Genomic DNA, 21,316 nt, shown 5'->3' on the forward strand with positions numbered 1-21,316 from the left:
ATTGGTCCAGGGTCTGCCGTCCGTAAGGCGTAGCCGCCTACGGTCGGCCACGATGGGCAGGTGCGGGACATCACACGGACGGCCCGCGGGCGTAAGGAGAGTTCATGACACAGGGTGCGCGCAGGACACCGGGACGGCGGAGCGTCCTCGGGGCGGCCGGAGCGGCGGTCCTGGGCTCGGCGGCGCTGGGCGCGGCCGGTCCCTCGGCCCAGGCCGCCGACCGGCACGGTCACCGCCCGCTCGGGCACGACCTGCCCGTGCCCACCGTCATCGCGCACCGGGGCGCCAGCGGCTACCGCCCCGAGCACACCCTCGGCTCCTACCAGCTCGCTCTCGACATGGGAGCCCATGTCATTGAGCAGGACCTCGTCCCCACCAAGGACGGCCACCTCGTCTGCCGGCACGAGAACGACATCACCGGCACCACGGACGTGGCCGACCACCCCGAGTTCGCCTCCCGCAAGACCACGAAGACCGTCGACGGCACCGCGTACACCGGCTGGTTCACCGAGGACTTCACGCTCGCCGAGCTCAAGACCCTGCGCGCCAAGGAGCGCATCCCGGGCACCCGTCAGGAGAACACCCTCTACGACGGGCGCTGGCAGATACCCACCTTCGAGGAGGTGCTGCGCTGGGCCGAGCGGGAGGGCCGCCACCGGGGCCGCCCGGTCTGGCTGCACGTCGAGACCAAGCACCCCTCGTACTTCCGCGGCCTCGGCCTCGGCCTCGAGGAGCCGCTCGCGAAGCTGCTGCGCCGCTACGGCCGCCACCGCGCGAACTCCCCGGTCTTCCTCCAGTCCTTCGAGCCCAGCAGCATCCAGCGGCTGTCCCGGCTGGTCGCCTCGCCCCGGGTCGTCCTGCTGTCGTCCGCGTCCTCGCGCCCCTGGGACTTCGTCGAGGCGGGTGACCCGCGCACGGTCGCCGATCTCGTCACCCCGGCGGGCCTGAAGTGGATCGCGTCGTACGCGCAGGGCATCGGCCCGACCCTCGACCTGATCATCCCCAAGGACAAGGACGGCCGGCTGACCACGCCGACCACCCTGGTCCGCGACGCCCACGCGCAAGGCTTGATCCTCCACCCGTACACCCTGCGCAACGAGAACAGCTTCCTGCCGGCCGACTTCCGCCGCGGCACCGACCCGGTGGCGTACGGCGATGCCTTCGGCGCGCTGAAGGCGTACTTCGCGACCGGTATCGACGGGATCTTCACCGACAACCCGGACACCGGCCTGCTGGCGGCGGCGGACTTCACCGCCCGCTGACCCCGGCACGGCCCGCCGGGGAGGCGTCACCCGGACGCCTCCCCGGCGCGCCCGTACGGGGGGTTTGACGGCGGCGCGGCAACCGCGCCGCGCGTCGCGCGTGTCGTGCCCGTCATGACGCAGAGCGAACCGCACCCCCTGCCCGATGCCCCCGAGCTGGTCGGCGCCCTCAGTCCGCTGCTCGCCGCCGAGTCCCGTGCCGAGGCCGCCGCCGCGGGTGTCGAACCCGACGACATCGAACAGGCCGTCTGGCTCCAGCTCCTGGAACGCCTCCACGGGCCCGGCGCCCCCGAACACCCCGCCGACTGGCTGCGGCGCGCCGTACGCGCCGAGGCTCGCCGGGCCCGCCGCGCGGCCGTCCGCGAACGGCCCTGCGGCGCCGAACCCCAGGACCCGCACGGCTCGCCCGAATCTCCGGAACGGGCCGCCCTGATCGCCGAACGCCGCCGCGTCCTGCGCGCGGCCGTCCGCCGTACGCCTGGCCGCTGCCCGAGCCTGCTGACTGCGATGCTGTCGCCGAACGACCCCACCTACCGGGAAATCGCAGGAGAGTTGGGTATCTCACAGGGGAGTTTGGGGCCGATGCGTTCCCGTTGCCTGGGATGCCTGCGCAGAATGCTCGCTGCAGAGGTTCCCGTTCCTGAACTCCGGGGAAAGGAGCGGTAGACCGACCGGTGGACCAGGTGAGCGGGAGGCATGCACACATGGGCATGAGCGTGACGATCTCAGCCGCGGGCGAGCAGGACGCCGAGCACATTCTCAAACTGCAGTACCTGTGTTACCAGAGCGAGGCCGAGCTGTACGGCGACTACAGCATCGAGCCCCTCACCCAGTCGCTCGACGCGCTCAGGGCCGAACTCACCCAGGGGCACGCCCTGGTGGCGCGGCTCGGCGACGAGATCGTGGCCTCCGTACGCGCGAGCGCCGACGACACCGGCACGGTCCGCATCGACAAGCTCATCGTGCACCCGCGGCTGCGCCGCCACGGCCTGGGCGGGCGGCTCCTCGACGCGATCGAGCGGCACTTCGCGGCGGACCCCGCCCCGGCGGCCAAGCGGTTCCAGCTCTTCACCGGCCACCGCAGCGAGGGCAATCTGCGGCTGTACCGCCGCAAGGGCTACGAGACCGTGGCCACCCGCGAGGTCGGCCCCCGGCTCACCCTCGTCACCCTGGAGAAGGCCGCCTGAGGCCGGCTCAGGCCTGGGCGCTCCGGCGTGAGCGGCGCAGCCAGACGATGCCGGTGACCGGCAGCAGGACCGGAATCAGCAGATAGCCCAGGCCGTAGTCGGACCAGACCGTGGCATCGGGGAAGGCGGACGGGTCCGCCATCGTCCAGGTGCCCACGGTCAGGACGCCCACCAGCTCGGCGGCGCAGCACACCAGCGCCGCCTTGCGGGCCGTCTCACCGCCACGGAAGAGCGTGTACGTGATGAACGCGTAGACCACGGCCGCGACGGCCGACAGGGTGTACGCCAGCGGGGCCCGGTCGTACTCGGTGGCGATCTGGTACACGGAGCGGGAGACCGCGCCGACCGACATCACCCCGTACAGCCACACGAGCAGCATGCCGGGGCCCTGGACCAGCCGGGTCCGCCCGACGGCGTTCGGCTCAGACATCGACGCCTCCCCAGATGTCCCACAGCCGCACCTCGAGCACCGCGAGGACCACCGCGCCCGCGGCGACCGTCGCCGAGCCCCAGCGGGACCGCTCGGTCAGCGACATGAAGCCCGCCACCGGCACCGCGAACAGCGCGCCGAGCAGATACGCGACGAAGATCGCCGTACCCTCGTCGGCCTTCTCGCCCCGCGCGAGCTGCACGATCCCGGTCACCAGCTGGGCCAGCGCCAGGACCGTCACCACGGCCATGCCGATGAAGTGCCAGTCCTTGGTGGGCTGGTCGCGGGTGAAGGCGAAGCCGCACCAGGCGGCGAGGGCGAGCGCGGCCACGGCGACCGCGACCGTCAGGGCGTCAAGCATGCGCCCGAGGGTATTACGCGCCAAAAGACCCGAAGCGCTCGGCCCCCGCGTCCGGCCGGAGCCATGCCGCCCCGGGGACCGTGGTCTTGACCACAGCCGGGCAGTGGCCGCACCCGCCGCCCCTGCCGCGACGACCGGCCGCCCCTCCCCGTACGCCCAGGCCAGGGACGGGGAGAGCGGCTCAGCACGGCGTGGCGGGCCGCCCCACGGAGCGTCCGTATGCCGGGGAAAGGGCGTCCGCTATTCGGACACGAGGCCGGGTCTCGTACCCATGTCTGCTTTACTTGCAGCCATGACCACGACGAGCAGCCGCACCCTTGCGACCGAGGCGATCACGACGCCCGGTGCTCGTTGTATGTGTCGAATGTGCGCCTTCTGAGGGCCCCCGCCTGTGCCTCGCGCCCCGAAGCGAGACCGACGGCCCGGCCGGATCCGTACGCCATGGAAACCCCCACCGCGTACGGCCGAGCCCGCCCCGCGCACACGCTGCCACCCGGCCACCGGCCGGCAGCCATTCTGCGCCTGACTGTCCACGAATGCCCCGTGCCGGCGGACACCGCGCCGCGCACTCGACAGTGACGGAAACCCTGTGATCACCACTACGGGCCTGACCAAGGTCTACGAGTCGCGAGGCCGCCAGGTCACCGCTCTGGACGGCGTCGACCTCCATGTCCGCGAAGGCGAGGTCTTCGGCGTGATCGGACAGAGCGGCGCCGGCAAGTCCTCGCTCATCCGCTGCGTCAACCTCCTGGAGCGCCCCACCTCGGGCACCGTGACCGTCGACGGCGTCGACCTCACCGCCCTCGCCGGACGAGGCCGCCGCGCCGGCAAGGAGCTGCGCCGCGCGCGCAGCAGCATCGGCATGGTCTTCCAGCACTTCAACCTGCTGTCCTCACGCACCGTCAAGGACAACATCGAACTCCCGCTGGAGATCCTCGGCGTCTCCGGCGCCGAGCGCTCCCGCCGCGCCCTGGAACTCCTCGACCTCGTCGGCCTCGCCGACAAGGCCAAGGCCTACCCCGGCCAGCTCTCCGGCGGCCAGAAGCAGCGCGTCGGCATCGCCCGCGCGCTCGCCGGCAACCCGAAGGTGCTCCTCTCCGACGAGGCCACCAGCGCCCTCGACCCGGAGACCACCCGCTCCATCCTGCAGCTGCTGCGTGACCTCAACCGCCAGCTCGGACTGACCGTCCTGCTCATCACCCACGAGATGGACGTCGTCAAGACGATCTGCGACTCGGCCGCGCTGATGCAGAAGGGCCGCATCGTCGAGTCCGGCACCGTGAGCGAACTCCTCGCCACCCCGGGCTCCGAACTGGCCGCGGAGCTCTTCCCCGTGACCGGTGACGCCACCGGCCCCGACCGCACCGTCATCGACGTGACGTTCCACGGCGAGGCCGCCACCCAGCCGGTGATCTCGCAGCTCTCCCGCACGTACAACGTCGACATCTCCATCCTCGGCGCCGCCATGGACACCGTCGGCGGGCGCCAGATCGGCCGGATGCGGATCGAACTGCCCGGCCGCTACGAGGAGAACGTCGTCCCGGTCGGCTTCCTGCGCGAGCAGGGCCTCCAGGTCGAGATCGTCGAAGCGGACGCCACCGTCCCCGCGCAGGCCGCGCAGAGCCCCGTACTGGCCAAGGAAGGTGCCAAGTGACCTGGTCGGAGATGCAGCCCCTGCTGGAGCAGGGCACCATCGACACCCTCTACATGGTGCTGTGGTCCACAGTGGTCACCGTCCTCGGCGGACTCCCGCTCGGCATCCTCCTCGTCCTCACGGACAAGGGCGGCCTCCTGCAGAACCGGCCCCTCAACAAGGCCGTCGGCGTGATCGTGAACATCGGCCGCTCGCTGCCGTTCATCATCCTGCTGATCGCCCTGATCCCCTTCACCACCCTCGTCGTCGGCACCTTCATCGGCCCCACCGCGATGATCGTGCCGCTGGCCATCGGAGCCATCCCCTTCTTCGCGCGACTCGTCGAGACGGCGGTCCGCGAGGTCGACCATGGCCTGGTCGAAGCCGTCCAGTCCATGGGCGGATCCATCCCGACGATCATCCGCAAGGTGCTGCTCCCGCAGGCCCTGCCCTCGCTCGTCTCCGGCGTCACCACCACCGTCATCGTGCTCATCGGCTACTCGGCGATGGCCGGCGCGGTCGGCGGCGAAGGCCTCGGCTCCAAGGCCATCACCTACGGGTACCAGCGGTTCGACACCCAGTTCATGCTGATCACGGTCCTCGTCCTGATCGCGATCGTCACCGTCGTCCAGCTCATCGGTGACCTCGCCGTACGGCTCCTCGCGCGCCGCGGCCGCACCGCCTGACACCTGGCACCAAAGAGCCCGCACTCCTTGTCCGGGCGCCATCCGCACCACCAGAAAGAGGCACTTTTCGTGCGTAATAACATCAAGCTCACCGCGGCTGCCGCCGCCACCGCCGCCCTCTCCCTCGGCCTCACCGCCTGCGGCACGGCCTCCGACCCCTCCTCCGCCAAGGGCGGCTCCGACCCCTCCAAGGCGCTCGTCGTCGCCGCGTCCCCGACGCCGCACGCCGACATCCTCAACTTCGTCAAGGACAACCTCGCCGAGAAGGCCGGACTGAAGCTGGAGGTGAGGGAGTTCACCGACTACGTCCTGCCGAACACCGCCACTCAGTCCGGCCAGGTCGACGCCAACTTCTTCCAGCACAAGCCCTACCTGGACGACTTCAACAAGAAGAACAAGACGACCGTCGTCCCGGTCGTCAACGTCCACCTTGAGCCCCTCGGCCTGTACTCCAAGAAGCTCAAGGACCTCAAGGAGATCAAGGCCGGCCAGACCATCGCCGTCCCCAACGACACCACCAACGGCGGCCGCGCGCTCAAGCTGCTCGCCGACAACGGTCTGATCACCCTCAAGGACGGCGTCGGCTCGAACGGCAAGCTCTCCGACATCACCGACAAGAAGGGCCTGGAGTTCAAGGAGCTGGAGGCCGCCACCGTGCCCCGCGCCCTGAACGACGTCGACGCCGCCGTCATCAACGGCAACTACGCGATCGAGGCCAAGCTCAGCCCCGCCGCCGACGCCCTCGCCCTGGAGAAGGCGGAGGGCAACCCCTACGCCAACTTCCTCGCCGTCAAGGAGGGCAACGAGAAGGACGCGCGCGTGGAGAAGCTCGCCAAGCTCCTCAACTCGCCCGAGGTGAAGAAGTACATCGAGGACACCTACAAGAACGGCGCCGTCGTGCCGGCCTTCGGCGCGGTTGCCAAGTAAGGCCGCCGCGAGCGCCAAGTAGGGCCCGCAGTACAGTCCTTGTGACGGAGGCCCCCGCATCCCGTCCGATGCGCGGGGCCTTCGTCGCACCCCACCCGCCCCCGACCCGGCCATGCGCACCAGCAGCCCCATGTTGCATGCTGTGCGTTCACGGTCTTCACGGACGGTCCTCGGTATGGAGCTGCGCATGACTACCCCCTCTCCGGTGTTCCCGGACATCTCCATCAGCACGGACCGGCTGGTTCTGCGCCCGTACGAAGAGGCCGACATCCAGGCGTACGTCGAGATGATGAACGACGAACTGGTCACCGCCTGGACCTCCGTCCCGTACCCCTACACCGAGGCCGACGCCCGCGACTGGGTCAGCAGGATCGCTCCTGCAGAGCGCACCGAGGGCCGCGGTGTGGTCCTCGCCGTCACCGAATTCCTCACCCAGCGCCTCGTCGGCACCATCCACCTCAAGAACACCAACTGGCGCACCCTCAGCACCGAAGTCGCCTATGTCACCGCCCCCTGGGCCCGCGGCGAGGGATACGCCACCGAATCCGTCCTCGCCGTCGCCCAGTGGCTCTTCCGCGACCAGAAGTTCGAACGCCTCGAACTGCGCACCGCCGCCGACAACACCGCCGCCCAGCAGGTCGCCCAGAAGATCGGCTGCATCAGCGAGGGCGTCCTGCGCAACGCCTGGATAGCCCGCACCCGCCCCGACGACGTCACGGACGGCGGCTGGAGCGACATCAGGACCGACCTGATCGTCTGGAGCCTGCTCCCCGAGGACCTCGAAGGCGTCACCGACCAGATGGCGGACGCCGGCTACTCCTCCTTCACCGACTGGAGCTGAGGCCGGGTAACCTCGGCCTGGCCCGACCAGCGACAACACCCTCAGGAGACAGCGACGATGGCCGACCGGGTCACGGTGATCGGCTGGGACGGATCGCCCCTCACCGAGGCCGCGCGGTCCGCGCTCTCCGCCGCCACCCTGGTGGCCGGCGCCGGCCACCATCTCGCCCTGCCCGAGGTGCCGCCCACCGCCGAACGGATCCGCCTCGGCAGCGTCGACCTGGCCGCCCGCCGCATCGCCGGCCACCGCGGCACCGCCGTCGTCCTCGCCGACGGCGACCCCGGCTTCTTCGGCGTCGTCCGCACCCTGCGCGCCCCCGAACACGGCCTCGAGGTCGAGGTCGTCCCCGCCGTCTCCTCCGTCGCCGCCGCCTTCGCCCGCGCCGCCATGCCCTGGGACGACGCCCGGATCGTCGTCGCCCACCAGCGCACCCTGCGCCGCGCCGTCAACGTCTGCCGTGCCCACCCCAAGGTCGCCGTCCTCACCTCGCCCGGCGCCGGCCCCGCCGAACTCGCCCTCCTCCTCGACGGCGTCCACCGCACCTTCGTCATCTGCGAGGAGCTCGGCACCGAGCGCGAACAAGTCACTGTCCTCACCTCCGACAAGGCCGCCGACCACGCCTGGCGCGACCCCAACGTCGTCCTCGTCATCGGCGGCGCCGCGGCCACCGGACCGGGCGGCGCCTGGCTGATGGGCCACGAACCGGGACCCCCCAAAACCCGCGGCTGGGCCCTGCCCGAGAGCGCGTACGGCTCCGAGCCCGCCGACGCCCAGGAGCCCGGCCGGTCCCCGGGACTGCGCGCCGCCCAGCTCGCCCGGCTCGGCCCCCGCACCGGCGACCTCGTCTGGGACATCGGCTGCGGCGGCGGCGCCTTCGCCGTCGAAGCCGCCCGTTTCGGCGCCGCCGTCATCGCCGTCGACGCGGACCCGGCCGCCTGCGCCCGCACCGAGGCCGCCGCCCGCCGCTTCGGCGTACAGCTCCAGGCCGTCCCCGGCCGGGCCCCGCACGTCCTGGAGCGGCTGCCCGAACCGGACGTCGTACGGATCGGCGGCGGGGGAGCACCCGTCGTCACCGCCTGCGCCGACCGCCGGCCGGAACGGATCGTCACCCACGCCACCAACCGCGACGAGGCCGAGGCCATCGGCACCGCCCTCGCGGACGGCGGATACACCGTCGAATGCGTGCTCCTCCAACACGTCACCCTCGACCCGGGGGCCTGGTCGGAGCGGGAGCGCTCGGTCGTCTTCCTCCTCTCCGGCCACCGCCCGGACCGCGCCCCGTGACCGTGGCGACACACAACGCCAGGTAGGCTGGCCGATTGTTGTACCGCGCCCCGGTGTTCGGTGGTTCGCCCCAGCTCAGCCGGGGTACCCCCGGTCAATATCCGGAAAGGGGGCCCTTTTTGAACTCCTGGTGTGGTACGGCGTGTAGGACGGCAGAACCGGGGGACGCGCGACGTGGCGCAGTCCACAGCGCACCGTGGCGGATCTCGCTGCCGCAGTGGCGAAAGGCCGCGACAATGCTGGAAGTCCGCGAGTCGTTCGTGCCGCGCGGCGCGCATGCTCGTTGTTGTTGACGGGCGATCTGAAGGAGCACAACCGATGGGCGAGGGGTACGCATGACCGACACCGGCCAGATCCCGGGCGAGGGGCTGCCGGAGAACGCAGGCATGGTCGAGCAGCCGGGCATCCCCGCGCCGGGCGCGTACACCTTCCTGGACCCCTCCGAGAGCGCAGCCGAAGACGACGACCTGCTCCTGATGCCGGGTGCCCAGGGCGCCTGGAGCGAGCACCAGCCCGGCATGGTGCCCCCGCAGGCGCCCGCCCCGATGGCTCCCGCGCCCGTGCCCCCCGTGGCCGCCGGGATCCCGGCCGAGCAGCCGGCCCTGCAGGCCGCCGAGGCCATGGCGCAGCCCACCCCTGTGTATGAGACGTACGAGCCGGGCGTTCACGAGACCGGCGGCCGGGACTCCGGTTCCGTCGACCTCAGCGGTGTACGCGTACCGCCGCCCGCCGCCGCGCAGGCGCCGCCCGCCCGCCGTCCGCTGCACATGGGCCCGCCGGTCGCCGAGGGCTCCGGCGGCGTGGTCCGCTCCCTGGCCGACCGTGGCCCCGCCGGCACGCCGCCCGCGCCGACGCCCGTACAGGTCGCCGGGCCCGCGACCATCGGGCCCGGGTACCTGGACGTGCCCCGCGAGGCACAGCCCGCCCAGGCCGCCGCGCCCGCCCCGGTCCAGACCGTCGCCCCGGTTCCGGCCGCCGTCCCCGCGCCCGCGCCGGAGGCGCCGGTGCTGCCCGGCCCGCAGCTGGGCGAGATCCCGCCGCAGGGCGGCATCCCGTGGGACGCCCAGCCGCCGCAGCCGGTCCAGCCGGTCGAGGCCGTGGCGCCTGTGGCAGCCGTCGAGTCACACCAGCCCCAGCAGGCACAGGAACCCCAGCAGGCGCCGGAGCCGCAGCAGCCTGCCGAGCCCCAAGAGGTGCTGGAGCCGCAGCAGACGCCCGAGCCCCACCAGCCGCTGGAGCCCCAGGGACCCCAGGTGCCTGCACCTGCCGCAGCAGAAACGGTCGTCCCGCAGGCCACACCGGCTCCCGAGGCCACGTTTGTCCAGGTGGAGGGGTCCGTCCCGACGACCCCGCACCTCGCGCCGACCCCGGTGACCGAGGCCCCCGCCCCGGAGGCCCCCGCCGCACCCGAGGCCCCGGAGGCCGCCGAGACCCCGGTGGCCCAGGCGGAGCCCGTACCGGCCCCCGAGCCCGTGGTGGCGGCCGAGACGGCGCCGGAGGCGCCCGCGCCCGCCGTCGTCCCCGCGCCGCGTGAGGCCGAGCCGCAGCCCGAGCCCGAGGCGACCGTCGCGGCCGAGGCGCCCCAGCCGGAGCAGGAGACTCCCGCCCCCGACACCACCGCAGCCCCCCAGGCCGCCGAACCCGCCGAAGCCGTCGAGGCCCCGGCGCCGCAGGCGCCCGAGGAGATCGAGGCCGAGGAGATCCCGGTCGTCCCCGACGACGCCCCGGCCGTGGCCGAGCAGCCGCCGGTGGACGCCGAGGCGCCCCAGTCGGAGCAGGCTGAGCAGCCGCCGGTGGCCGCCGAGGCGCCCCAGCCGGAGCAGGCTGAGCAGCCGGCCGACGCCCCCGAGGCGGCTGATGTGACCGAGGTGGCCGAGGCGCCCGGAGCCCCGGCGCCCGGCTACGACGACGCCGAGCGCGAGGCCGTCCTGCGGGTGATGCGCGAACGCCGCGACATCCGCAACGGCTTCCGCAGCGACCCCATCCCGCACGAGGTGCTGCTGCGCGTCCTGGAGGCCGCGCACACCGCGCCCAGCGTCGGCCACTCCCAGCCCTGGGACTTCGTCGTCATCCGCTCCGCCGAGACCCGCCGGACGATGCACGAGCTGGCCACCCGCCAGCGCGAGGCCTACGCGAAGTCGCTGCCCAAGGGCCGGGCCAAGCAGTTCAAGGAACTGAAGATCGAGGCCATCCTCGACACCCCGGTCAACATCGTCGTCACCGCCGACCCCACTCGCGGCGGCCGCCACACTCTCGGCCGGCACACCCAGCCGCAGATGGCCCCGTACTCCTCGGCGCTCGCCGTCGAGAACCTCTGGCTCGCCGCCCGCGCCGAAGGCCTCGGCGTCGGCTGGGTCAGCTTCTTCGACGAGCGCGAGATGGTCCGCGCGCTCGGCCTGCCGGAGCACCTGGAGGTCGTGGCCTACCTCTGCGTCGGCTACGTCGACGAGTTCCCCGAGGAGCCCGAGCTGATGCAGGCGGGCTGGTCCAAGCGCCGCCCGCTCTCCTGGGTCGTCCACGAGGAGACGTACGGCCGCCGCGCCCTGCCGGGCGAGGAGCCGCACGACCTCCTCCAGGAGACCGTCTCCAACATCCGCCCGCTGGACGCGAAGGCGCTCGGCGAGGCGTGGGAGCGCCAGAAGCGGATGACGAAGCCCGCCGGCGCGCTCGGCATGCTGGAGATCATCTCCGCGCAGCTGTCCGGCCTCTCCCGGATGTGCCCCCCGCCGATCCCGGAGCCCGCGGCCGTCGCGATCTTCGCCGGCGACCACGGCGTGCACGCCCAGGGCGTCACCGCCTGGCCCCAGGAGGTCACCGGCCAGATGGTGGCCAACTTCCTCGGCGGCGGCGCGGTCTGCAACGCCTTCGCCGCCCAGGTCGGCGCCGAGGTCTGCGTCATCGACGTCGGCGTCGCCTCCGACCTGCCGGCCACCCCGGGACTGCTGCCGCGCAAGGTCCGCGCCGGTACGGGCGACTTCACCACCGGGCTTTCCATGACCCGCGAAGAGGTCCTCGCCGCGATCGAGGTGGGCATCGAGACCGCCCGCGACCTCGTCGCCGCCGGCAACAAGGCGCTGCTCACCGGCGAGATGGGCATCGCCAACACCACCGCGTCCGCGGCGCTCATCTCCGTCTACACCGGCGTCGACCCGGCGGAGGTCACCGGCCGCGGCACCGGCATCAACGACGAGATGCACGCCCGCAAGGTCGATGTCGTCCGCCGCGCCCTCGACCTCCACCAGCCGGACCCGGCGGACCCGATCGGTGTCCTCTCCGCGGTCGGCGGCCTGGAGCACGCGGCCCTGGTCGGCCTCATCCTCGGCGGCGCGTCGCTGCGTACCCCGGTCGTCCTGGACGGAGTCTCCACCGGCGCGGCGGCCCTGGTCGCCCGCGCGATCGCCCCGGAGGCCCTCGCCGCGTGCATCGCGGGCCACCGCAGCGCGGAGCCGGGCCATGTCGCCGCCCTCAACAAGCTGGGCCTGCGCCCCATGGTCGACCTCGACCTGCGCCTGGGCGAGGGGACGGGCGCGCTCCTGGCGCTCCCGATCGTCCAGAGCGCGGCTCGCGCGATGCACGAGGTGGCGACGTTCGACTCGGCGGGCGTCACGGAGAAGTAGGCCCAGGCCGGTGGGGGCGACGAGCCTCCACCGGTCGGACGGAGCCGGGACCCGTCGCCCTGCCAGGACGTCCGCACCACGGACGCCCGGGTACGTACCGAGGGGCCGCGCAGGGGTCGGGGCCGGGACGTAGAGCGTGTTTTGTGGCGCGTGACGCCGGGCAACCTTGCGGCCCGGCCGCACGCGCCGTAAAACATGCAGTCCCGGCCCCGAGCCCCGGAGCGGCCCCCACGGCAACCAAGCGGCCCCGGCCCACCCCGGACGCGGCCCCAAAGGGGCCACCCGCACCCGCAGCGCTATCGTGGTCGCCGGGGCCCGCCGTCCCCGCAACCCCTCTCACCAGCCGCTTCACCGCCGCAGCGGCCCCGCACATGCCACGCCCCGTCCGAGGAGCCGCACCGCCATGGCCGAGCAGCACGTCGAGCACCCCGCCTACCCCGTCGGTCTGCGCCTCTCGGGCCGCCGCGTCGTCGTCCTCGGCGGCGGCCAGGTCGCCCAGCGCCGCCTCCCCGCCCTCGTCGCGGCCGGCGCCGACGTCACGCTCGTCTCCCCGTCCGCGACCCCGTCCGTGGAGGCCATGGCGGAGGCGGGCGAGATCACCTGGCTGAAGCGCCGCTACGAGGACGGCGACCTCGCCGACACCTGGTACGCGCTGATCTCCACCAGCGACCCCGCCGCCAACGAGGCCGCCTCCGCCGAGGCCGAGCGGACCCGGACCTGGTGCGTACGTTCCGACGACGCCGAGGCGGCCACCGCCTGGACCCCGGCAACCGGCCGCAGCGAGGGCGTCACGGTCGCGGTGCTGACCGGCCGCGACCCCCGACGCTCGGCCGCCGTGCGGGACGCCATCGTGGAGGGCCTGCGCGACGGTTCGATCGCGGCGCCGCAGCACCGTTCCCGTACGCCCTTCGTCGCCTTGGTCGGCGGCGGTCCCGGCGACCCGGACCTGATCACGGTCCGCGGCCGCCGGCTGCTCGCCGAGGCGGACGTGGTCATCGCCGACCGGCTCGGCCCCCGTGACCTGCTGAGCGAACTCCCGCCGCACGTCGAGGTCATCGACGCCGCGAAGATCCCGTACGGCCGTTTCATGGCCCAGGAGGCCATCAACCACGCGCTGATCGAGCACGCCAAGGCCGGCAAGTCGGTGGTCCGGCTCAAGGGCGGCGACCCGTTCGTCTTCGGCCGCGGTATGGAGGAGGCCCAGGCGCTCGCCGCGGCCGGTATCGCCTGCACCGTCGTGCCCGGTATCTCCAGCTCCATCAGCGTGCCGGGCGCGGCCGGGATCCCGGTCACCCACCGCGGCGTCGCCCATGAGTTCACAGTGGTCAGTGGTCATGTCGCCCCGGACGACCCGCGTTCGCTGGTCGACTGGGCGTCGCTCGCGAAGCTCACGGGCACGCTCGTGATCCTCATGGGCGTCGACAAGATCGGGAAGATCGCCGAGGCGCTGATCGCCCACGGCAAGGCCCCCGGCACGCCGCTGGCCCTGGTCCAGGAAGGTACGACGGCCACTCAGCGCCGTGTCGACGCGACGCTCGCGACGGTCGCGGAGACGGTCCGGGCGGAGGACGTACGGCCGCCGGCGGTCATCGTCATCGGCGACGTCGTCACCGAGGGCCCGGACAAGCTGGCGACCGCCGACCACGCGACCGCCGACTAGCCGGCAGTCGGCTCAGCGGCACACATTGGCACCACACCCCGGACAAGGCAGTATCACCCTGTGGCTGATCTCATCACCATCGAAGACCCCGACGACCCGCGCCTGCGCGACTACACGGGGCTGACCGACGTCGAGCTGCGCCGCAAGCGCGAGCCGGCGGAGGGCCTGTTCATCGCCGAGGGCGAGAAGGTGATCCGACGGGCCAAGCAGGCCGGCTACGAGATGCGGTCCATGCTGCTGTCCGCCAAGTGGGTCGACGTGATGCGCGACGTCATCGACGAGGTCCCGGCACCGGTCTACGCGGTCAACCCGGACCTCGCCGAGCGGGTCACCGGCTACCACGTGCACCGCGGCGCGCTCGCGTCCATGCAGCGCAAGCCGCTGCCCGCCGCCGGCGAACTGCTGACCACGGCGCGCCGGGTCGTCGTCATGGAGTCGGTCAACGACCACACCAACATCGGCGCGATCTTCCGCAGCGCCGCCGCGCTCGGCATGGACGCCGTGCTGCTCTCGCCGGACTGCGCCGACCCGCTCTACCGGCGCTCGGTGAAGGTGTCGATGGGCGCCGTCTTCTCCGTACCGTACGCCCGCCTGGAGACCTGGCCGAAGGGCCTGGAGGCGGTACGGGAGGCCGGGTTCAAGCTGCTCGCCCTGACTCCGGACGAGAAGGCCTCCTCGATCGACGAAGCCGCCCCGCACCGCCTGGAGCGGGTCGCGCTGATGCTCGGCGCGGAGGGCGACGGACTGTCCACCAAGGCGCTGATGGCGGCCGACGAGTGGGTCCGTATCCCGATGGCGCACGGCGTGGACTCGCTCAACGTGGGGGCCGCGGCGGCCGTGGCGTTCTACGCGGTGGCGACGGGCCGCCCCCAGGACTGACGCCCGGCGCGCACCCCGGTCAGCCCTGCAGGGCCTGCGCCGCCGCGATCCCGAGGGCCACGATCAGCGTCACCACGACGAAGACGAAGAGCCGCTGCCGCAGCAGACGCGGGTTGGCCGGCCTGCGGCCGGTGGAGGTGGTCCGGGCCCCCACCCTGGCGGGCGGCCGTCCGCCACCGGTGCGCGCCCCACCGGGCCGCGCGCCGGTGGTACGGGGCGCCTGCGCCCCCTGCGGACGTGAACCGCCGGTGCGCGGCCCGGACGGGCGCGAGGACGGTCCCTGCGTGCGCCCCTGAGTGGTGGTGCGCTCCGTGTACCGCTCGGTGAAGCGGTCCGTCGGCCGCTCCTGCTCGATCCGCTCCCGCTGCGCCGGCGGCCTTGCCTCCGGCAGCCCCTGCGCCTCGCGCGCCGCGATCTCCTTGAGCCGCATGGACAGTTGCAGGGTGCTGGGCCGGTCCTCGGGGTCCTTGGCGAGACAGGCGCTCAGCAGCGGCGCCAGCGCGTCCGGCACACCGTGCAGCTGCGGCTCCTCATGCACCACGCGGTAGAGCATGACCTCCGAACTGCCGTGCCCGAAGGGGGAGTCCGCCATCGCCGCGTACGCGAGGGTGGCGCCCAGCGAGAACACGTCCGTCGCCGGAGTGACCGCGGCGCCGCGCACCTGCTCGGGCGCGAGGAAGCCGGGGGACCCGACGGCGGTGCCCACATGGGTGAGCGTGCTGGCGCCGGTCGCCCAGGCGATGCCGAAGTCGATGATCCGGGGGCCCTTGGGGGACAGCAGGATGTTCGACGGCTTCAGGTCGCGGTGGACGACCCCTGCCTCGTGGACGGCCACCAGGCCCTCGGAGAGGGCCGCCCCGATCGCGGCGACGTCGGCGGCCCGCAGCGGGCCCTCGTCGGCGACCCGGTCGTGCAGGGAGGGACCGGGGACGTACTGGGTGGCGAACCAGGGGCGGTCGGCCTCCAGGTCGGCGGCGACCAGCCGGGCCGTGCAGCCGCCCCGGATCCGGCGCGCGGCGGACACCTCACGGGCGAACCGGGACCGGAACTCCTGGTCCTCGGCCAGATCCGGCCGGATCACCTTCAGCGCCACACGCTGACCGCGCCGGTCGGAGCCGAGGTACACGACGCCCATCCCGCCGGCGCCGAGGCGCCGGTGCAGCCTGAACGAGCCGACGGTCCGCGGATCCTCGCGCCGGAGCCGCATCATCGCCATGTTCGTCCCCTACCTGTCGGTGGGGAGGCCCCACCCCTGACCGTCCGTGGGGAGGCCCCACCCCGCAGCCGCGTTTATCCGTTTGACGTGGCACAGCTTACGTACCCGTGCCCCGGTGTGCTCATAGGCCGCGCCCTCCTGGACCGATCGATTGTCAGTGCTGGGTGGGAAACTTGAGGGGTGGTCAGGAAGCCGTGGATCCACGGTTCCTTGCCCTGTGCGATTTCTCAATGATCCGTCGCGGAAGGGGGATTGGCTCGATGAAGGGTGACCGCGTGGAGATAGTCGTGGACGCGGGAGACACGACTCGGACGTACGAGGTGGTGGCCAGCAGGGCGGGCCGCCGGGTGGAGACGGCGGTGCGCAGAGGGGTGGTGGAAGTGAGCGAAGTCACCCGGAACGGAACGGTGGTGCGGACGGCCCGCTTCATGGCGAACCGCGTGCTGGCGCTCGTCGAACAGCCGGTCCCCGGGGACGACGCCGCGGCGGACGGCGCGGCCTGACATCTCGGGGAAGTCCCCCACCCCTGGGGCCGCATCTCCACCCTGGGGAGTACGCCGAACAGGGGGGACTCATCCTCCGGGAGGCCCGGAAGTAGGTACGCGGGCATGACGCCCGGGCCCGCCGCTGTCCCTACTGTTGAAGTCAAGCGGCGGGTGGAGCACTCGTCCCCCGAGGTCAGACACCCGCCGCTGCCAACCACGACAGGAGAGGACCCATGGCGAACACGGCAGCCCGGACGATGCCCCGCACGCAGGGCCGCCGCCACCCCCTGGTGGCCACGGCCATGGTCCTCCCTCTCGCGGCCCTGCTCGTGGTCGCCTTCGGCGGCTGGGAAGCGGTGGTCACACAGGCGTCGTCCGTGGGCGTGATGCTGGGGCGCTGAGCGGCGCCCCGGACGGACCTGGGAGAGCGGCCCGGGTCGAGGACATCCGGCCAACAACCCCGTGGGGACGGGGGTGCGGCGGACGGCAGCGTTTGGCCGGTCAGCTGGGGAGCTGACCGGCCATCGCGCTTTTCCACCCGCGGACGGGGGGCCGCGTTGCCGGCCCGCCGGGGCGGGAGGCCGGGCAGGTACCCCGGCCAGTTGACCGGCCATCGCGTTTTCCGCCCGCGGATGAGGGGGCCGCGGCACCGGCCCCGTCGGAGGGCGGAGCCGGGGGCTGCCCCGGCCCCGCCGGCCGCCCACTGCGCTTTCCGCCCGCGGACGCGGAGCCGCGGCGCCGGACCCCCCGCTCATCCGGCCGGATGCGGCCTGATCCTGCCTGATCCACAAGACACCCTTAGGCTCTGAGCCGTGCACTGCGACCCGCCCCTGCTCCGGGCCCTCCACGACACCGCGCGCCGCGCCGCCCATCGGGCCGCGCCACCGGGGGCCTGCCCGGCCTGCGGTGGGGCGGCGGGGCTGGGTGATGTGCTGGCCGACCGGGTCGACGGGACCGTCGTACGGCATGGGGACGCCGTGGCGAAGGCGCACGCACCCGGCACGGACGAACGGGACCACCGGCTGCGGATCGCCGTCGCCGCGCATCCGCTGCTGGACGGCATCCTGCTGCCGCCCCTCCCGGCGGACGCCGCCCATGCCCCGGAGGGCCGCCCCGTCACGGCCTGGCCGTACGGCGTCCCCGTGGACCCGCGCGACCCGGACGCCGCGCCCTGGGAGGACGCCGCGCGGCTGCTCGCCCGGCTCCACCAGGTACCGCCCGCCGCACTGCCGGAGCCCCTGCCGCCCATGCGGGGCCCGGTCAAGGTCGCGCTCGCCATCGCGCGGATGCGGGCGGTGGGGGAGCGGCCCGGCATGGACGCCGTCGAGGCCGCCTGGCGGACACTGCCGCCCTGGGCCCACGGCGAGGCCCCCGCCCCCGAAGGGCGGCGCTCCGCCCTGTGCCACGGCGATCTTCACCTCGGTCAGCTCGTCCGCCACCCCGCCCCCGACGGCCCCTGGCTCCTCATCGACGTGGACGACCTCGGTCTGGGCGAGCCCGCCTGGGACCTGGCCCGGCCCGCCGCCTGGTTCGCCGCGGGACTGCTGCCGCCCGAGATCTGGTCCCGTTTCCTCGACGCGTACCGCGCCGCCGACGGCCCGGCGGTCCCGGCGGACGGCGATCCCTGGCCGCGACTCGACGTTCCGGCCCGCGCGCTCACCGTCCAGACCGCCGCGCTCGCCTTCGCCAAGTCCGCCGCCGAAGGCCGCGCCACGGACGACGTCGAACGCGTGATGATCGACACGTGCGCCCGAATCGCATCGCTCCGAACCGAGTTGGGCACCCCGGCGTCCTGGTAGACGAAGCCATCATCAAAACGGCAGGGAGTTGAGCCGAGCATGCAGTGTCCCAAGTGCCACGCAGCGATGCACACGTACAACCGCAACGGCGTCCAGATCGAGCAGTGCAGCGGCTGCCGGGGCATCTTCCTGGACTACGGCGAGCTGGAGGCCCTGACCCGCCTGGAGTCGCAGTGGGCCCAGCAGGCCCCGCCCGCGCCGCCGGCCCCGCAGGCCTACCCGGCGGCGCCCGCAGCCCCGGCCTGGGGTGCCCCGCAGCACGGCCACGGCCACCACGGCGGCGGTCACTACCGCCAGCGCGGCTTCGGCCGGATGCTCTTCTCCTCCTGAGCCCGCGCACGGGCCCGGCCGCCCAGGGCTGCCGGGCCCCTCGCCGATGTGCCGCCGCCCGCCTGTCCGCGGTCCCGGAAGACCAGAAAGCCCCCGTCCGCGAGATGCGGCCGGGGGCTTCCAGCTGTGCGCGATACTGGGATTGAACCAGTGACCTCTTCCGTGTCAGGGAAGCGCTCTCCCGCTGAGCTAATCGCGCGGGACGGTCCCACAACATACCGGGACCAGGGGGTTACTGCGTGCGCGATACTGGGATTGAACCAGTGACCTCTTCCGTGTCAGGGAAGCGCTCTCCCGCTGAGCTAATCGCGCGGGGATCCTTGCGGACCAGATCCTTACGGATCAGTGGACGATACTGGGATTGAACCAGTGACCTCTTCCGTGTCAGGGAAGCGCTCTCCCGCTGAGCTAATCGTCCTTGGAGGTGGAGACGGGATTTGAACCCGTGTAGACGGCTTTGCAGGCCGTTGCCTCGCCTCTCGGCCACTCCACCAGGAGTGAATACAGGGGTTCGGGAAGATCCCCCACATCGAGCGGACGACGAGATTCGAACTCGCGACCCTCACCTTGGCAAGGTGATGCTCTACCAACTGAGCCACGTCCGCTTGTCGTTTCCGTTTCGCTTGCGCGTCCCGGCGACGTGTTGAACTCTAGCGGATTCCTGGGCCAGTACAAAAACGCGTTTCCGCAGCGTGCTGACCTGTGTTCGTGTCGCGTTCACTCCAGGCCGCCGCCAGGAGCCCCGGCGCCCGCCCCGGGGCGTCCCTCCCGGCGCCGCCCTAGACTCACATCCGTGCAGCACCTCGCTCCTCTGGCCCGCTTCGGCGGCCTCGTCGCCACCGACCTCCGAGATGTCACCCACGACCCCGAAGCCCTCGACTCCTCCGGCTTCTGGGCCGTCGCGGCGGACTTCGAAGGCCGTCTGACCTGCGCCCGCTTCGCGGACGTCCGCAGGCAGCCGGTGCCCGCCCCGGCCCCCGGCGGCTGGCGCGGCCCCGGAGCGGGGGACTGGACCTCCTCCCTGGACCGCGCCGCGTACATCGCGGGCGTCCGCCGGATCCGCGAGCACATCGCGGCCGGCGAGGTGTACCAGGCGAACCTCTGCCGGGTGCTGTCCGCGCCGCTGCCCGACCCGGACGCCTCGGACGTCGACGCGCTGACCGCACTGCTGGCCCGGGGAAACCCCGCACCCTTTGCTGGAACGATTCGGCTGCCTGCGCACGGCGTGGAGATCGCCACCGCCTCGCCCGAGCTCTTCCTGCGCCGCACCGGCCGCGCGGTCGAGTCCGGCCCCATCAAGGGCACCGGCCGCACCGCCGCCGATCTGCTGCCCAAGGACCACGCCGAGAACGTGATGATCGTCGATCTGGTCCGCAACGACCTCGGCCGCGTCTGCGAGACCGGAACGGTCGCCGTGCCCGCCCTGTGCGAGATCGAGGAGCACCCCGGCCTCGTCCACCTCGTCTCCACCGTCAGCGGCCGGCTGCGCCCGGACGCCGGCTGGCCGGAGCTCCTCGCGGCCACCTTCCCGCCCGGCTCGGTCACCGGCGCCCCCAAGTCCAGCGCGCTGAGGATCATCGACGCCCTGGAGACCGCGCCCCGCGGCCCGTACTGCGGCGGCATCGGCTGGGTGGACGCCGACGCCGGCACCGGCGAGCTCGCCGTCGGCATACGTACCTTCTGGATCGACCGCGCCGCCGGCGCCCTGCGCTTCGGCACCGGCGCCGGCATCACCTGGGGCTCCGACCCCGAGGGGGAGTGGGCCGAGACCGAGCTGAAGGCGGCCCGACTGCTCGCGGTAGCGTCGGGAACACACGAGTCGGGGACACCCGAGGTGAGCGGAAAGGCCATTTCTCGATGAAACTCTGGGTCAACGGCGGGCTGCACGACGCGGACGCGGCCCGTGTGTCCGTACTGGACCACGGTCTGACCGTCGGCGACGGCGTCTTCGAGACGGTCAAGGCGGTACGGGGCGAGACCTTCGCCCTCACCCGCCACCTGGACCGGCTGACCCGCTCCGCCCGCGGCCTCGGCCTGCCCGACCCCGACCTGGACGAGGTCCGCCGCGCCTGCGCCGCCGTCGTCGAGGCCAACCCGATGGAGCTCGGCCGGCTGCGCATCACGTACACCGGCGGGATCTCCCCGCTCGGCTCCGAACGCGGCGACACCGGCCCCACCCTCGTGGTCGCGCTCGGGGAGACCTACCGGCGCCCGGACTCCACCGCCGTGATCACCGTCCCCTGGACCCGTAACGAGCGGGGCGCCCTCACCGGCCTGAAGACGACCTCGTACGGGGAGAACGTCGTCGCGCTCGCCCGCGCCCGCGAGCAGGGCGCCTCCGAGGCCCTGTTCGCCAACACCGTCGGGCAGCTCTGCGAAGGCACCGGATCCAATGTCTTCGTCGTCCTCGACGGACAGATCCACACCCCGCCCCTCGCCTCCGGCTGCCTCGCGGGCATCACCCGCGCCCTGGCCGTCGCATGGACGGGCGCCCAGGAGACCGACCTGCCGATGGACGTCCTCGAGCGGGCCGAGGAGATCTTCCTGACCTCGACCCTCCGGGACGTCCAGGCCGTCCACCGCGTCGACGGCCGTGAACTGCCCGGCGCCCCCGGTCCGGTCACCGCCAAGGCCATGCGGATCTTCGAGGAGCGCGCCGCGGCCGAAACGGACCCCCTGGAGCGGTAAAAGCGCGTGACGCGCGGCCGTGGGGCAGGTA

Annotated in this window: 20 protein-coding genes and 5 tRNA genes; 17 read left to right on the top strand and 8 right to left on the bottom strand. The window is 72.9% G+C overall.

Annotation, left to right across the window (positions count from 1 at the left end):
- Positions 1-104 precede the first annotated feature (104 nt).
- The 3 genes from ACZ7LT_RS28160 (at position 105) to ACZ7LT_RS28170 (ending at position 2,449) form a co-directional block, all read left to right on the top strand.
- Positions 105-1,262: a glycerophosphodiester phosphodiesterase gene (locus tag ACZ7LT_RS28160; RefSeq protein WP_471238921.1), complete on the top strand. Its 1,158-nt coding sequence runs from the start codon at positions 105-107 to the stop codon at positions 1,260-1,262.
- Between the two features lie 114 nt (positions 1,263-1,376).
- On the top strand, positions 1,377-1,928 hold the full coding sequence (locus ACZ7LT_RS28165; RefSeq protein WP_471238922.1) for a sigma-70 RNA polymerase sigma factor region 4 domain-containing protein: 552 nt from the start codon (positions 1,377-1,379) through the stop codon (positions 1,926-1,928).
- 38 nt (positions 1,929-1,966) lie between these two features.
- Positions 1,967-2,449, top strand: coding sequence for a GNAT family N-acetyltransferase (locus ACZ7LT_RS28170; RefSeq protein ID WP_471238923.1), 483 nt, complete (start codon positions 1,967-1,969; stop codon positions 2,447-2,449).
- Positions 2,450-2,456: 7 nt separating this feature from the next.
- Here the strand turns inward: ACZ7LT_RS28170 and ACZ7LT_RS28175 are convergent, their stop codons facing one another.
- On the bottom strand, positions 2,457-2,879 hold the full coding sequence (locus tag ACZ7LT_RS28175; protein WP_471238924.1) for a hypothetical protein: 423 nt from the start codon (positions 2,877-2,879) through the stop codon (positions 2,457-2,459).
- On the bottom strand, positions 2,872-3,240 hold the full coding sequence (locus ACZ7LT_RS28180) for a hypothetical protein (RefSeq protein WP_471238925.1): 369 nt from the start codon (positions 3,238-3,240) through the stop codon (positions 2,872-2,874). The genes ACZ7LT_RS28175 and ACZ7LT_RS28180 overlap by 8 nt, the downstream gene beginning before the upstream one ends.
- A gap of 589 nt (positions 3,241-3,829) precedes the next feature.
- On the opposite strand from ACZ7LT_RS28180, the gene ACZ7LT_RS28185 reads away from it, so the two are divergent.
- From ACZ7LT_RS28185 to ACZ7LT_RS28220, 8 genes are all read left to right on the top strand, one after another.
- Complete coding sequence (locus ACZ7LT_RS28185; protein WP_471238926.1) at positions 3,830-4,894, top strand: methionine ABC transporter ATP-binding protein; 1,065 nt, start codon at positions 3,830-3,832, stop codon at positions 4,892-4,894.
- Entirely contained in the window at positions 4,891-5,559 is a 669-nt protein-coding gene (locus ACZ7LT_RS28190; RefSeq protein WP_471238927.1) for a methionine ABC transporter permease, read from the top strand. The genes ACZ7LT_RS28185 and ACZ7LT_RS28190 overlap by 4 nt, the downstream gene beginning before the upstream one ends.
- A gap of 69 nt (positions 5,560-5,628) precedes the next feature.
- Positions 5,629-6,486, top strand: a complete 858-nt coding sequence (locus tag ACZ7LT_RS28195; protein ID WP_471238928.1) for a MetQ/NlpA family ABC transporter substrate-binding protein — start codon at positions 5,629-5,631, stop codon at positions 6,484-6,486.
- A 175-nt stretch (positions 6,487-6,661) separates the two neighbouring features.
- The gene (locus ACZ7LT_RS28200; protein WP_471238929.1) at positions 6,662-7,327 is read left to right on the top strand and encodes a GNAT family N-acetyltransferase; all 666 of its coding nucleotides are present in this window, start codon (positions 6,662-6,664) and stop codon (positions 7,325-7,327) included.
- 57 nt (positions 7,328-7,384) lie between these two features.
- Positions 7,385-8,611, top strand: coding sequence for a precorrin-6y C5,15-methyltransferase (decarboxylating) subunit CbiE (gene cbiE, locus ACZ7LT_RS28205; protein WP_471238930.1), 1,227 nt, complete (start codon positions 7,385-7,387; stop codon positions 8,609-8,611).
- 335 nt (positions 8,612-8,946) lie between these two features.
- Complete coding sequence (gene cobT / locus ACZ7LT_RS28210) at positions 8,947-12,228, top strand: nicotinate-nucleotide--dimethylbenzimidazole phosphoribosyltransferase (protein WP_471238931.1); 3,282 nt, start codon at positions 8,947-8,949, stop codon at positions 12,226-12,228.
- A gap of 403 nt (positions 12,229-12,631) precedes the next feature.
- Positions 12,632-13,888, top strand: coding sequence for a uroporphyrinogen-III C-methyltransferase (gene cobA / locus ACZ7LT_RS28215; RefSeq protein ID WP_471238932.1), 1,257 nt, complete (start codon positions 12,632-12,634; stop codon positions 13,886-13,888).
- 60 nt (positions 13,889-13,948) lie between these two features.
- Complete coding sequence (locus tag ACZ7LT_RS28220; protein WP_471238933.1) at positions 13,949-14,767, top strand: TrmH family RNA methyltransferase; 819 nt, start codon at positions 13,949-13,951, stop codon at positions 14,765-14,767.
- Between the two features lie 19 nt (positions 14,768-14,786).
- On the opposite strand, the gene ACZ7LT_RS28225 is transcribed toward ACZ7LT_RS28220, so the two are convergent.
- On the bottom strand, positions 14,787-15,983 hold the full coding sequence (locus tag ACZ7LT_RS28225) for a serine/threonine-protein kinase (protein WP_471238934.1): 1,197 nt from the start codon (positions 15,981-15,983) through the stop codon (positions 14,787-14,789).
- A 260-nt stretch (positions 15,984-16,243) separates the two neighbouring features.
- On the opposite strand from ACZ7LT_RS28225, the gene ACZ7LT_RS28230 reads away from it, so the two are divergent.
- The 4 genes from ACZ7LT_RS28230 (at position 16,244) to ACZ7LT_RS28245 (ending at position 18,597) form a co-directional block, all read left to right on the top strand.
- Positions 16,244-16,486: a hypothetical protein gene (locus tag ACZ7LT_RS28230; RefSeq protein ID WP_471238935.1), complete on the top strand. Its 243-nt coding sequence runs from the start codon at positions 16,244-16,246 to the stop codon at positions 16,484-16,486.
- A gap of 215 nt (positions 16,487-16,701) precedes the next feature.
- Entirely contained in the window at positions 16,702-16,869 is a 168-nt protein-coding gene (locus ACZ7LT_RS28235; RefSeq protein WP_471238936.1) for a hypothetical protein, read from the top strand.
- 411 nt (positions 16,870-17,280) lie between these two features.
- Positions 17,281-18,267, top strand: coding sequence for a phosphotransferase family protein (locus tag ACZ7LT_RS28240; protein ID WP_471238937.1), 987 nt, complete (start codon positions 17,281-17,283; stop codon positions 18,265-18,267).
- A 39-nt stretch (positions 18,268-18,306) separates the two neighbouring features.
- Entirely contained in the window at positions 18,307-18,597 is a 291-nt protein-coding gene (locus ACZ7LT_RS28245) for a TFIIB-type zinc ribbon-containing protein (RefSeq protein WP_398682727.1), read from the top strand.
- A gap of 127 nt (positions 18,598-18,724) precedes the next feature.
- Here the strand turns inward: ACZ7LT_RS28245 and ACZ7LT_RS28250 are convergent.
- From ACZ7LT_RS28250 to ACZ7LT_RS28270, 5 genes are all read right to left on the bottom strand, one after another.
- A tRNA-Val gene (locus ACZ7LT_RS28250) sits at positions 18,725-18,796 on the bottom strand.
- Between the two features lie 41 nt (positions 18,797-18,837).
- Positions 18,838-18,909: transfer RNA gene (locus tag ACZ7LT_RS28255), tRNA-Val, on the bottom strand.
- 34 nt (positions 18,910-18,943) lie between these two features.
- Positions 18,944-19,015 (bottom strand) — tRNA-Val (locus ACZ7LT_RS28260).
- A gap of 1 nt (position 19,016) precedes the next feature.
- Positions 19,017-19,090 (bottom strand) — tRNA-Cys (locus ACZ7LT_RS28265).
- A 39-nt stretch (positions 19,091-19,129) separates the two neighbouring features.
- Positions 19,130-19,202 (bottom strand) — tRNA-Gly (locus ACZ7LT_RS28270).
- A 188-nt stretch (positions 19,203-19,390) separates the two neighbouring features.
- On the opposite strand from ACZ7LT_RS28270, the gene ACZ7LT_RS28275 reads away from it, so the two are divergent.
- Positions 19,391-20,458 carry a chorismate-binding protein gene (locus ACZ7LT_RS28275; protein ID WP_471238938.1) on the top strand — a complete coding sequence of 356 codons (1,068 nt, stop codon included), beginning with the start codon at positions 19,391-19,393 and terminating at the stop codon, positions 20,456-20,458.
- The gene (locus ACZ7LT_RS28280) at positions 20,455-21,285 is read left to right on the top strand and encodes an aminotransferase class IV (RefSeq protein ID WP_471238939.1); all 831 of its coding nucleotides are present in this window, start codon (positions 20,455-20,457) and stop codon (positions 21,283-21,285) included. The genes ACZ7LT_RS28275 and ACZ7LT_RS28280 overlap by 4 nt, the downstream gene beginning before the upstream one ends.
- Positions 21,286-21,316: the final 31 nt, after the last annotated feature.

It is taken from the genome of Streptomyces sp. NPDC039465, assembly GCF_055639315.1.